At 66.9% G+C, this 12,873-nt stretch carries 11 protein-coding genes; 9 read left to right on the top strand and 2 right to left on the bottom strand.

Annotation, left to right across the window (positions count from 1 at the left end; all coding sequences use genetic code 11):
• On the bottom strand, positions 1-759 hold a 759-nt coding region (gene gluQRS / locus VI08_RS16175), incomplete at its 3' end, for a tRNA glutamyl-Q(34) synthetase GluQRS (RefSeq protein WP_045830655.1).
• Between the two features lie 195 nt (positions 760-954).
• Here gluQRS and htpX point away from each other — a divergent pair.
• The 5 genes from htpX (at position 955) to VI08_RS16200 (ending at position 6,315) form a co-directional block, all read left to right on the top strand.
• Positions 955-1,845, top strand: a complete 891-nt coding sequence (htpX, locus tag VI08_RS16180; protein ID WP_045830656.1) for a protease HtpX — start codon at positions 955-957, stop codon at positions 1,843-1,845.
• Between the two features lie 137 nt (positions 1,846-1,982).
• Entirely contained in the window at positions 1,983-3,851 is a 1,869-nt protein-coding gene (htpG, locus tag VI08_RS16185; RefSeq protein WP_045830657.1) for a molecular chaperone HtpG, read from the top strand.
• A 99-nt stretch (positions 3,852-3,950) separates the two neighbouring features.
• Positions 3,951-4,853, top strand: coding sequence for an AEC family transporter (locus VI08_RS16190; RefSeq protein ID WP_045830658.1), 903 nt, complete (start codon positions 3,951-3,953; stop codon positions 4,851-4,853).
• 38 nt (positions 4,854-4,891) lie between these two features.
• Positions 4,892-5,290, top strand: coding sequence for an RNA-binding S4 domain-containing protein (locus VI08_RS16195; protein WP_045830659.1), 399 nt, complete (start codon positions 4,892-4,894; stop codon positions 5,288-5,290).
• 260 nt (positions 5,291-5,550) lie between these two features.
• Positions 5,551-6,315: a hypothetical protein gene (locus VI08_RS16200; protein ID WP_045830660.1), complete on the top strand. Its 765-nt coding sequence runs from the start codon at positions 5,551-5,553 to the stop codon at positions 6,313-6,315.
• 285 nt (positions 6,316-6,600) lie between these two features.
• Here the strand turns inward: VI08_RS16200 and mutS are convergent, their stop codons facing one another.
• Positions 6,601-9,186 carry a DNA mismatch repair protein MutS gene (gene mutS, locus VI08_RS16205; RefSeq protein ID WP_232309571.1) on the bottom strand — a complete coding sequence of 862 codons (2,586 nt, stop codon included), beginning with the start codon at positions 9,184-9,186 and terminating at the stop codon, positions 6,601-6,603.
• 208 nt (positions 9,187-9,394) lie between these two features.
• On the opposite strand from mutS, the gene VI08_RS16210 reads away from it, so the two are divergent.
• The 4 genes from VI08_RS16210 to VI08_RS21035 all read left to right on the top strand — a co-directional run bounded on the left by VI08_RS16210 (position 9,395) and on the right by VI08_RS21035 (position 12,862).
• Positions 9,395-9,805 carry a nucleotidyltransferase substrate binding protein gene (locus VI08_RS16210; RefSeq protein WP_045830662.1) on the top strand — a complete coding sequence of 137 codons (411 nt, stop codon included), beginning with the start codon at positions 9,395-9,397 and terminating at the stop codon, positions 9,803-9,805.
• An 8-nt stretch (positions 9,806-9,813) separates the two neighbouring features.
• Complete coding sequence (locus tag VI08_RS16215) at positions 9,814-10,143, top strand: nucleotidyltransferase family protein (protein ID WP_045830663.1); 330 nt, start codon at positions 9,814-9,816, stop codon at positions 10,141-10,143.
• A gap of 221 nt (positions 10,144-10,364) precedes the next feature.
• Positions 10,365-11,060, top strand: coding sequence for a lysozyme inhibitor LprI family protein (locus tag VI08_RS16220; RefSeq protein ID WP_198148978.1), 696 nt, complete (start codon positions 10,365-10,367; stop codon positions 11,058-11,060).
• A 20-nt stretch (positions 11,061-11,080) separates the two neighbouring features.
• Positions 11,081-12,862 (top strand): peptidoglycan-binding domain-containing protein, encoded by a 1,782-nt coding sequence (locus tag VI08_RS21035; protein WP_052698013.1) that lies wholly within the window; start codon positions 11,081-11,083, stop codon positions 12,860-12,862.
• Positions 12,863-12,873 lie beyond the last annotated feature (11 nt).

Here is a 12,873-nt window from a genome sequence, read left to right on the forward strand (position 1 = left end):
CCCCAGCCACGCCAGCGCCTGGCGCAGGGCCGGCAGCGGGTCGGCGGGGTCGACAGGGAGGGCTTTGTCCGATTTGGAGAGCTTGCGGCCCGCCGCATCCACCACCAGCGGCAGGTGCAGGTAGCCGGGGCGGGGCAGGCCGAGCAGTTCCTGCAGGTAAAGCTGCCGGGCCGTGGAATCGAGCAGGTCGGCCCCGCGCACCACGTGGGTGACGCCCTGGAACGCGTCGTCCACCACGCAGGCAAGCTGGTAGGCCCACAGGCCTTCGACGCGGCGGATGACGAAGTCGCCCGCCACCTCGCGCAGGTTTTCTTCCTGCGGCCCCTGAAGGTCGTCGTGCCACGCGATGGTCCGGTCAGGCGACCGCAGTCGCCACGCCGGTGGCCGGGAGGCATCGGGCGCGGCGATGCAGTGGCCGTCGCGGTGCAGGCCCCCGTGGGCGGCGAGGTCGGCGCGGCTGCACCAGCAAGGGAAAAGATGGCCGCCATCCTTTAATGCGCGGAATGCTGCGTCGTACGCCTCGCCGCGGCGCGACTGGAACACCGCCGGCGCGTCGCCCGCCATGCCAAACGCAGGCAGCGCGCGGAGGATGCTTTGGGCCGAACCGGGAACCTCGCGCGGCGGGTCGATGTCTTCCACTCGCAGCAGCCACGCGCCGCCGTGGTGGCGAGCCACCAGCCAGCTGCCGACGGCCGCCACCAGCGATCCAAAATGCAGGACGCCGGTGGGCGACGGCGCGAAGCGTCCGCGGTAGCTCATACGTGGAAATGTGACACAGGTTGAGACGTTTCTCACGGCGTCAACGACGCGACCGCGACAGTGTAGGCGATCACCCTGCCGTGCGGCCCGCGCACGGCATGGCGCGGGGCCTCCGGGCATTGAATCATTCAGTCTCCGCCCCGAAAACTTAGGCATTGGCGGCGCCACATAGCCAGCCGCTTTGAGAGAGAAACCATGTTCAAACGCATCGTCCTTTTCCTCGCCACCAACATCGCGGTCATCGCGCTGCTCTCCATCGTTTGCCACCTCCTGGGTGTCGACCAGTGGGCTGCCCAGCGCGGCATGGGCATGGGTGGCCTCATCGTCTTCGCGTCCATCTTCGGCATGGGCGGCGCCTTCATCTCCCTCGCCATCTCGAAGTGGATGGCCAAGATGAGCACGGGCGCCCAGGTCATCACCGAGCCGCGCAACGAAACCGAGCGCTGGCTGCTGGAGACCGTCCGCCGCCACGCCGAGAAAGCCGGCATCGGCATGCCCGAGGTGGCCGTCTACGACGCCCCCGAGATGAACGCGTTCGCCACCGGCATGTCGCGCAACAACGCACTGGTGGCCGTCAGCACGGGCCTGCTCCAGCAGATGGACCGCGAGCAGGTCTCCGCGGTGCTCGGCCACGAGATCGGCCACGTGGCCAACGGCGACATGGTGACGCTCACGCTTATCCAGGGCGTGCTGAACACCCTGGTGATCATCGCAGCCCGCATCGTCGGGCGGCTCATCGACAGCTGGCTCAGCGGCGGCCGCGAACGCGAAGGCGAGGGCGGCATCGGTTATTTCGTGACGGTGATGGTGCTGCAGATCGTGTTCGGCCTATTCGCCTCCATGATCGTCATGTGGTTCTCGCGCTGGCGCGAGTTCCGTGCCGACGCGGCGGGTGCGAACCTGGCCGGCCGCGCATCGATGGTCTCGGCCCTGCAGCGGCTGTCGGGCAACCACGGCGACACGACCCTGCCGCAGACGATCCAGGCGTTCGGCATTTCCGGGCACCTGGCGTCGGGTGTGAAGCGGCTGTTCATGAGCCACCCGCCGATCGAGGAGCGCATCGCGGCGCTGCAGGCGGCTCGGTGATCGCGCGAGATGGGTAGTGGGTGGTGGGAGTGGCCTCCTGCTGCCACTCCCACCACTCATCTCCCACCCCCGCCCTTTTTCCTGGCGGCGCCTGTCCCCATAATTCAGGGTCTGTCCTACCCTGAAGGAACGGCCCCGTGAGCCAGGAAACCCGCAAATTCGAAGCCGAAGTGGCCCAGGTGCTCCACCTGGTCACCCACTCCCTCTACTCGCACAAGGAAATCTTCCTCCGCGAGCTCATCTCCAACGCCTCCGACGCCTGCGACAAGCTGCGCTTCGAGGCCATCGCCCACCCCGGCCTCGTCACCGAGGACGCCGAGCTGCGCATCCAGGTCACGTGGGACCCGGATGCCCGCACCATCAGCGTGCGCGACAACGGCATCGGCATGACCCGCGAGGACGTGGTCGCCAATATCGGCACCATCGCCAGCTCCGGCACCCGCCGTTACCTCGAGGCCCTTTCGGGCGAGCAGAAGGCCGATTCGCGCCTCATCGGCCAGTTCGGCGTGGGCTTCTACTCCGCGTTCGTCGTGGCCGACAAGGTCACCGTCATCACCCGCCACGCGGGCCAGCCCACCGAGGCCGGCGTGCGCTGGGAGAGCGACGGCAAGGGCGAGTACACCCTCGAGGAAGCCAACATCACCGAGCGCGGCACCACCGTGGTGCTGCACCTGAAGGATGGCGAGGATGAGTTCCTCAAGGGCTGGCAGCTGCGCCAGCTGGTCACCAAGTATTCCGACCACGTGGCGTTCCCCATCCGCATGCCGGAAGACAAGGACGGCAAGCCCGACCCGACGGAATGGGTGACGGTGAACTCCGCCTCGGCGCTGTGGGCACGGCCGAAGAGCGAGATCACCGACGAGGAGTACATCAACTTCTACAAGGCGCTGGGCCACGATTTCAACGACCCGCTCGCGTGGGCGCACAACCGCGTGGAGGGCAGCCAAAGCTTCACCACGCTGCTGTACGTGCCCGAGCAGCCGCCGTTCGACATGATGATGGGTGGCGGCCGCGAGGAGCGGAAGGGCCTGAAGCTGTACATCAAGCGCGTCTTCATCATGGACGCCGCGGAAGAGCTGCTGCCCAACTACCTGCGTTTCGTGCGTGGCGTGGTGGATGCCGACGACCTGCCGCTGAACGTGAGCCGCGAGATCCTGCAGCAGAACCGCCAACTGGAGAAGATCAAGGCTGCCTGCGTGAAGCGCGTGCTCGACCTGCTCGACAAGGTGTCGCGCGACGAGCCGGCGAAGTTCGCCACGTTCCTCGCCGGCTTCGGCAACACGCTGAAGGAAGGCATCGTCGAGGACGCCGCCAACCGCGAGCGCATCGCGAAGCTGCTGCGTTTCGCCTCGACCAAGGGCGAGGGCGCGGAGAAGAACGTCTCGCTCGACGACTATATCGGCCGCATGGCCGTGGGCCAGGATGCAATCTGGTACGTCACGGCCGATAGCTACGCGGCGGCCGCCGGCAGCCCGCAGATCGAGGCGTTGAAGGCCAAGGGCATCGAAGTGCTGCTCATGTCCGATCGCATCGACGAGTGGATGCTTGGCTACCTCACCGAATACGAAGGCAAGCGCCTGCGCAACGTGGCCAAGGGCGATTTCCCGCTCGACGAAGCCGACAAGGCGAAGCAGGAAGCCGCGAACACGGCCGCCGCGCCGCTGCTCGAGCGTGCCAAGGGCCTGCTCGGCGACAAGGTGGGCGATGTGCGTGTGTCCGCGCGCCTCACCGATTCGCCGTCGTGCCTGGCGCTGTCGGATTTCGACCTCGCCCCGCACCTGGCCCGCCTGCTGCGCGAAGCCGGCCAGGACGTGCCCGAATCGAAGCCGGCGCTCGAGCTCAACCCCGGGCACCCGCTGGTGAAGCGCCTCGCCGGTGAAACCGACGACGCCAAGGCCGGCGACCTCGCCAACCTGCTCCTCGAACAGGCCGAGATCACGGCCGGCGCGCAGCTCGCCGACCCGGCCGGCTTCGTGCAGCGCATGAACCGCGTGCTGCTGGGCTAAAGCCCATACCCGCCCGTGTAGGAGCCCACCCTGTGGGCGACAGCTCTTCGCGAAAGGCTGTCGCCCACAGGGTGGGCTCCTACCGGGTATCGTCTCCCCATGTCCGCGCTACTCATCCTCTTCGTCTGCCTCGCCCTCGGCATCCTCTGCCGGCGCTACGCCAACCTGCCCGAGGGCATCGTCCCGGGCATCAACTGGTGGGTGCTGAACATCGCGCTGCCGGCGTTGGTCTTGGGCCTGGTGCCGCATGTCACCGTGGACGCGCACCTGTGGTTCCCGGTGGCGGCAATGTGGCTGGCGTTCTTCGGCGCATGGGCGGTGTTCGCGGTGTTGGGGCGCCTGCTCCACTGGTCGCCGCAGCGCGTCGGCTGCCTCACGCTGGTGTGCGGCCTCGGCAACACGTCGTTCATGGGCTACCCGATGATGGAGGCCCTGCATGGCAAGGCCGGCCTGTCCGTGGCCGTCATCGCCGACCAGCTGGGCTGCTTTCCGCTGCTGGCCGCGGGCGGCATCGTCGTGGCGTCGATGTATTCAGGCAAGGGCGCCAGCGGCGCGCTGATCGCGAAGCGGGTGCTGACGTTCCCGCCCTTCCTTTGCCTCCTGCTTGGCGTGCTCGTGGGCGTGGCCGGCGGCTGGCCCGCGGCGGTCGACAAGCTGCTCATGCAGATAGGGCAGACGCTGACCCCGCTGGCATTGTTCTCCGTGGGCCTGCAGTTCAAGCTGCACCTGCAGCGCGAGCAGGCGGGGGCGCTGTTGGCCGGCCTGGGCTGGAAGCTGGTGCTTGCGCCGCTATTGGCCCTGGGCCTTGGCCTCGCGGCGGGCGTGGGTGGCGTCATCCTCACGGTGGGCGTGCTGCAGGCGGCCATGGCGCCGATGATCTCCGCGGCCATCCTCGCCGACCAGCACGGCCTGGAGCTGCGCCTGGCGAATACCGTGCTGGGCGCGGGCATCCTCATCTCGCTGGCCACGATTCCACTGGGCAACCTGTTCCTGCCGGCCTGACGCTTGGGTTTACGCCCGGGCGGCCGCACACTGCCTGCATGACCGAGACCGTGACGAACGCAGGCGTCCGCGCCGACGTGTGGCTATGGGCCGCGCGCTTCTTCAAGACCCGCAGCCTGGCCAAACAGGCCATCGACGGCGGCAAGGTGGAGCTCAACGGCGCCGCCTGCAAACCGGCGAAGACGGTGCACGTGGGCGACCAGCTGCGCATCACCCGCGGCGAGGAACGGCTGGCCTGCGTCGTGGCCGGCCTGGCTGAAAAACGCGGCCCCGCGCCCGAGGCGCAGAAGCTCTACCAGGAAACCGCGGAAAGCGTCGCCGAGCGCGAACGCCGCCGCGACGACCGCCGCCTCACGGGCGGTGCGCTGCTGCGCCCCGACCAGCGCCCCGATAAACGCGACCGCCGCCTTATCACGGACCTGAAAAAGACCCTCTAACCCACCGATGTAGGAGCCCACACTGTGGGCGACGCCTTTCGCGACAGAGCCACAGGACCTGATGCGCTCGGCGAAACGATGTCGCCCACGGCGTGGGCTCCCACAAGAACTTTCATTGCGCCCTGTGATTTTGTAGCCTCATCGGGCCCGGTGCGTCCCCCACCGGCGGAGGGATTCGCATGGTTCCAGCGTCAGGCATCGCACCCGGCCGGCTAGTCAGCCGCCATGGCCGGACGCGAGCGCATGCCATCGTGCTGGCGATGGCCGCCATCTTCCTGGCCATCGGCATCGCGGTGCCACTCATCGCCGCCGGCGGCGGGCCGCTCGATGCGCACCCCGGCGCCACCTCGGCTGCCGCCGTGTGCTGCGGCATCAGCCTCGTGCTCGCCGTGGCGTGGAAGGCGATGGAGCCGAAGGTGGTTCTGGCGCTGCACGAGCGCGGCGTGGTGGTGCACCACACCCGCACGCGCAGCGACGACTTCGTGCCCTTCGCCGCGATGGGCGACCTTTACCTCTACCGCACGGGCCACCACGGTGGGCTGGTCAACGCGCTGGCCTTCCGCCGCGATGCGGCCTCGCCGTGGGCTTACGTGCTCGATAGCGTCGGCAACGCGTTCCGCCTGCGCGGCGCGATCATCGAAGGCCAGTTGCGCGAGCGCGGCGCCGTGACCTTGCGCGCGCTGGAGGCGGGCGAGGGCGTGGTCTTCCACACCGTATCGGATGATGAACGGAAGGCGCGCCGCGACCGCCGCACGCTGCCAAGCGATGTCGACGCGAAGGCCTTCGTGCTGAGCTCGCTGGGCGTGGAGTTCGCGGACCACGTCATCCCCCTCGCCGACATCGCGTCGGTGGACGAGGGCACCAGCTCAGGCTCGCTGCGCCTGCTGGACGCCAACGGCGACACACTCTGGGGCGTGCACTATCTCTCGCTATTCAGCGCCGACCTGTTCATCGTGCTGATGCGGACCCTGATCGAAGCCCGGCACTATGGCCTGGGCGGGGTCACGAGCAACAAGGGCTACTAGAAACGCGCCTTCCGCCCCGGCCACCGGGCTGCTGAATTCTCGAGGCGGGGCGGAAGGCATCACGGCGCCGATGATGGAGAGTCGATGGGCGCCGCGACGGTTGCACTGTAGGCCCCGCGTTCCCCCATGGGAATTCGATTGTTCGAATCACGCCGATAGCCCGCAGCTATCGCCACGCCTGTCGCTGCGCCAGTGTAGGAGCCCACCCCGTGGGCGACGCGTGTAGCGACAGAGCCACAGGCCCTGTTGCTCCTCGAGAAAAGCTGTCGCCCACGGTGTGGGCTCCTACCTCAGCATCTTGCGCAGCTTGTAGAGCTGCTCCAGCGCCTCGCGCGGGCTCAGGTCGTCGGGGTCCACGCCGCGCAGGGCTTCTTCGACGGGCGAGGGCAGCGGCGGGGCGAACAGGCCCATCTGCGGCGCGGGGTGGGCGGGGGCGGCGACGGCGGCGGTCACTTCATGGCCTTGTTCCAGCGCGGCCAGGTAGCGGCGGGCATCGGCGATGACGGTCTTCGGCAGGCCGGCCAGGGCTGCCACCTGCAGGCCGAAGCTGCGGTTGGCCGGGCCATCCTTCACCGTGTGCATGAACACCAGCTGCTCGCCGTACTCCACGGCGTCGAGGTGCACGTTGGCGATGGTGCGGTATTCGCCGGCGAGCTCGGTGAGCTCGAAGTAATGCGTGGCGAACAGCGTGAACGCGCAGCTGGTGGCCGCGAGGTGCACGGCGGCGGCGCGCGCGAGCGACAGGCCATCGTAGGTGCTGGTGCCGCGGCCCACCTCGTCCATCAGCACGAGGCTGCAGTCGGTAGCGTTGTGCAAAATATTCGCCGTCTCGCTCATCTCCACCATGAAGGTGGATTGCCCGCGCGACAGGTCGTCGCCCGCGCCGATGCGGGTGAAGATGCGATCGATGGGGCCGATGGTGGCGGCCGACGCGGGCACGTAGCTGCCCACGTGGGCGAGCAGCACGATCAGCGCGTTCTGGCGCATGTAGGTCGATTTACCACCCATGTTCGGGCCGGTGATGACCAGCATGCGGCGCGTTTTTTCCAGGCACAGGTCGTTCGGTTCGAACGGCTCGTCGCGCACCTTCTCCACCACGGGGTGGCGGCCGCGCTCGATGTGGATGCCCGGCACATCGGTGAGCACGGGCTGCGCCCAGTCGAGCGTTTCGGCACGCTCGGCGAGGTTGGCCAGCACGTCGAGCTCGGCCATCGCCGAGGCGGCGAGTTTCAGCGCGGGCAACTGGTTGGTGAGCTTGTCGAGCAGCAGCTCATACAGCGCGCGCTCGCGCATCAGAGAGCGTTCCTTCGCCGAGAGCACCTTGTCCTCGAACTGCTTCAGTTCCTCGGTGATGTAGCGCTCGGCGTTCTTCGTCGTCTGCCGGCGCGTGTAATGCGTGGGTGCCTTCTCCGCCTGCGCTTTGGTGATCTCGATGTAATACCCGTGCACGCGGTTGTAGCCCACCTTCAGCGTGGGGATGCCGCTGGCGGCTCTCTCGCGCTCCTCCATGTCGACCAGGAACTGGTCGGCGTTGGTGGAAAGGCGGCGCAGCTCGTCGAGTTCGTCGTCGTAGCCATCGGCCAGCACGCCACCGTCGCGCAGCAGCACGGGCGGCTGCTCGATGACGGCGCGCGCGAGCAGGGCGGCGGTGTCGGCGTGGTCGCCGATGCGTTGCACCAGTTCATGCAGCAGGGGGCTGTCGACGCCGTCGATCTCCGCGCGCAGCCGGGGCGCCGCGGCCAGGCCATCGCGCAGCGTGGAGAGGTCGCGTGGGCGCGCGGAACGCAGCGCCACGCGGGCCAGGATGCGTTCCAGGTCGCCCACGCCGCGCAGCGTCTCGCGCAGCGTGCCGTGGCGGCGCGCGTCGATGAGGCTGCCGATGGCCTGGTGGCGGCCGCGCAGCAGGGTGCGGTCGCGCAGGGGCCGGTTCAGCCAGCGGCGCAGCAGGCGGGCGCCCATGGGCGTGACCGTCTCATCGAGCACGCCGAGCAGCGTGTTGTCGACATTGCCGCTCTGGTGCGTGTCGATTTCCAGGTTGCGGCGCGTGGCGGCGTCCATGGCGATCGTTTCGCTGGCGTTCTCCACCGCCATGCCGGTGAGGTGCGGCAGCGCGCTTTTCTGGGTTTCTTCCACATAGCCCAGCAGGCAGCCCGCGGCCGCCACCGCGAGCGGCAGGCCGTCGACGCCGAACCCGCGCAGGTCGCGGGTCTTGAAGAACCGGCAGAGCTCGCGCGTCGCGGCATCGCCATCGAAGTGCCAGGGCTGGCGCTTGCGCAGGCCGGGCAGGCCGCTGACCAGCTTGGGCCACGCCACGTCCTCGCTGACGAGGGTCTCCGCCGGCTGCAGGCGGGCCAGCTCGGCGGCGAGCGACTCCGGCGTGGCGGCTTCGGTGAGCAGGAAACGGCCCGTGGAGAGATCCACCCAGGCCATGCCGTAGCCCTTCGGGCCTGCGGCGATGGAAAGCAGCAGGTTGTCGCGGCGCTCTTCCATCAGTGCGGCATCGGTGACCGTGCCCGGCGTGACGATGCGGACCACCTCGCGCTTCACCGGCCCCTTGGACGTGGCCGGGTCGCCGATCTGCTCGCACAGGGCCACGGATTCGCCAAGCTTCACCAGGCGCGCCAGGTAACCTTCCACGGCGTGGTAGGGCACGCCCGCCATGGGGATGGGGGCGCCAGCCGACTGGCCGCGCTGGGTCAGCGTGATATCGAGCAGCCGCGCCGCCTTGCGGGCGTCGTCGTAGAACAGCTCGTAGAAATCGCCCATGCGGAAGAACAGCAGGATATCCGGGTGTTCCGCCTTCGCGGCCAGGTACTGGCGCATGAACGGCGTATGCCCCGCGGCCGAGGCAATGTCTTCTGCTAAAGCCATGATTTTCCGAAACTAAGTAGGCAGTGCGCGCCACCCGTGGCACGCTGGCCCTACATGATAGCGGCTCATGGCGCTGGCGGTGCCGGGGGAGCCCCGCCAGGCGTAGGCCGGGCTGGCCCAGGCCCCGGCCCAGCCTAACGGCAGGGTGCTACCGCTTTCTCCCCCGAATGCACGAAACTTAGGGCTGGCATGTCGCGAGAGAACCAAGGTGGACAAAGAAGCACTCGACCTTACGCCTCTGGAAAGCGCCGTGCGGCGGCTTGGCGAGGGCTTGCAGCGCTATGAGCAGGACATCACGGACGACCAGATTCGCGATGGCCTGATCCAGCGTTTCGAGTACACGTATGAAATCAGCCACAAGATGCTGAAGCGATTCCTCGAGAAAACGTCAGCAAACCCCGCCGAGTTCGATGGCATGACATTCCAGGACCTTATCCGCACGGGTAATGAGCGCGGCCTGTTGCTGGGTGATTGGCCGGCGTGGCGCAACTATCGCGATATGCGCGGGCGTACGAGCCACACTTACGCTGAAGCGGTCGCCCTGCAGGTCGTCGGGGGTATCCCCGATTTCCTTGCAGAAGCCAGGCACCTTCTTGGCAGCCTGCGCACTGCCGCATGAATGAGGTGATGACACCGGATATCGAGATTGAAGCGCCGCAATGGCGCATTGTCAGCGGCATCCTCAGGAAGCATGTGTCGGCACTGGATGTCTTCGCGTTCGGATCCCGCGCAAGGCGAACCGCAAAGCCGTTTTCTGATCTCGATCTGGTCATCATGACGGAAACTCCATTGCCCATCGCCGTCATAGCGGCACTTTCCGAGGCATTTTCCGAATCGGATCTACCGTGGAAGGTCGATGTCGTGGATTGGGCTGCAACCAACCAGGAATTCCGGGCGATTATCGATCGGGGAAAGGTGTTGCTCCAGCGCGGGTCGGCCGCGGGTAGTCATCCCTGACGGATATTCCGAGACGCCGCCGACCACCAAGACGGGCGCCAATCTCCCCTGCGTCGAGGTATGGTGCGACCAAGTTGCCACGACGTGGAGGTCATCACGGACCCCTTCACAAACCCGCTGGTAACCTCCCGCGCGGGAACAGGATGACCTCAACAGGAGTTCCAATGCTCGTGTGTAAGGATTCGACGGCGCGCCGCGGGCGCGCCTGGTGGCTCGGCACCATGGCCCTCTGCCTCGCGGGCGCCGCCTCGGCCGCGCCGCAGGACACCACCGCCGCCTACGACACCCAGGACGCGCGCCTCAACGCCGCGTACAAGGCACTTTCCAAGACCCTCGACGATGCGGGCCGCAAGGCGCTGCGCGACGAGGAGCGCCAGTGGATCACCGGCCGCGACACCGTGTGCACGGTGCCCGCCGGCACCGTGGTGAAGAACCAGTGCACCACCACCCAGACCAGCTTCCGGGCCGATGAGCTTGAGAAGCGGGCGAAGGGTGGGGTGGCCAGCCCAGGCATCCATGGAAACGTCGCAGGCGTCGCGGGTGATTGGGCGTACAGGAGCAAATGCAATTTCGGACACTTCGTCGAACTGACCGTGACGGGGGGCGGATCGACGGCACAAGGAACCTGGTCTGACGGCACGCGGGTTCGCGAGAACGAGGGAAAGGTACTTGGCGAGTGGAAGGCTGATCGGCTTTACCTTCGCTTTTGTGCCGACAACGAAGAGCGCGGCGGTTTTCCGGTGTGCCCCGCATTCAGCGATGTTGCGGCTTATGTCGTCCCCGAAGGAAATGGGCTTGCCTGGTATCGCACGTGGGGTCCCAAGGAGGAGGGTGCATTCACGAAGTATGTAGTGATGACCCGTAAGCCGGCGCAGGGGCACGTCCCCGATGACACGCATTGCACCGAAGACAACTAAGGATTCGAACGGAAATCGACATGACAGCCCTGACGGAAAATGAAAAGCGCGGTCTTCTGTATTTCGCCATCGGCGTGACATCGGAGGGTGCGGACCAAGGCTACCGGCTGAGCCTCGCGGGTAACCAGGAGCGGCAGGCCGATGGGTCGGTCATCTTGAAGCCGCGCGAGAATAGCGGCTACTCCATGGGAACGCTGCAGACCGACCTGGGCCAGCATCCCGAGGTGGCGGCCGACCTTGTTGCTTCCTATCAAACATGGGCAACCGCTAACCACCCGGATTGGGTGCTTACCCAGCGCCAACAGGACCAAGCGGCGGCCGACCTGGGCCGCGACGGGCATACCATCACGGCGCAAAAAGGCCGACCGATGGATGCTGCCGTCAAAGCGCATCTCGATGCATTCATGGCTTCCGACGGCGGCAAATCGTTCGTGCATGGCCACGACACGGCGCAGGTGGATCGCCTCATGGATCGCGTGGTCACGCCCGTATCGGCGACGCGCCTTTATCAAAATGCATCGGAAGAGGATCAGGCAAAACTCCTTACGATGACAGCCAAGCTCTACAACCAGAATGAGTCGCTCGGCCGGCGGATGGTGCAGGGTATCGCGGATGGCAAATACGCAAGCGTGGATGCCGTTAACCAGGCGATGGACCACTATTCCGACTCCATCACGGAAGGCCGCGATCACGCTTTGCAGGGCGCGGCCATGTTCCAGCAACTTCGTGCGCTGCCCTCTGATCATCCGCTCAAGGCGTCCTGGGATAACGTCGTTTCCAATCCATTGATTGACCCGACGCGCCTCAACACAGATCCGGCGCATCAAAATCTTCCGCATGAGTATGCCGTCATCAAGGATGCGTTCATCGATCCGGCGCATGCGAGGCCGATGATCGAGGCGCTGGGCGAAGGCGGTTCTTACGCGAAGACGGCGGGGCATCGTGGGTTCTATGCCGAAGGCCATGATCTGGTCGTATGGGACAAGGCGGGCCAAGGCCATGCCCTTCAAAATGGGAGCTGGCGATCGGTCAACGGCAGCGAGATCTCCACGCACGTCAACGCCGACAAGACCATGGACGTAACCCTGCGCCACAACGGCCAGGACGAGCGCCTCCTGCACATCACGCACCCTGGCAACGCACGCGGCCACACCGCCACGCCGAACCACGCCACGCGCGACCACGTGCAGCATGCCGGCACGCTCCGCGAGCATGACCATTCACCGAAGGTGGGCGAGCTCCAGGCTGGCCTGGCCGCCCTGGGCTACCGCGGCGCCAACGACAAGCCCATCACGCCCGACAATGACTTTGGTGGCAACACGAAGGCGGCCCTGCAGGCGTTCCAGCGTGCCCACGGGCTCGATGACGACGGCATCGCCGGCGCCAAGACCCTCGAAGCCATGCGCGCCGCGCAGAAGTCCCCCTCGCTCGTCGACCCGGCCCACCCGGGCCACGGCATGTACGAGCAGGCGATGACGGGCGTGACGGCGCTCGACGCGCAACACGGCCGCGCCAGCGACCAGCAGAGCCGCAACCTTGGTGGCGCGCTCGCCAACGCCGCCCACGCACAGGGCCTCACCCGCATCGACCACGTGGTGCTAAGCGACGACGGCTCCCGCGCCTACGCCATCCAGGGCGACCTCAACTCACCCTTCAAGCAGATCGCCCAGATCGACACCGCCCAGGCCGTGAAGCAACCGATGGAACAGAGCGGGGCAACCTGGCAGGCACAAAACCAGGGCCAGCCCCAGGTGCCGGCACAAGACCAGCAACAACAGCAACAACCGACAATAGGCCGCTAACTGGCTTTGTG

Origin of the sequence: Luteibacter yeojuensis (assembly GCF_000964085.1) — a bacterium.
GTDB classification, from domain to species: domain Bacteria; phylum Pseudomonadota; class Gammaproteobacteria; order Xanthomonadales; family Rhodanobacteraceae; genus Luteibacter; species Luteibacter yeojuensis_A.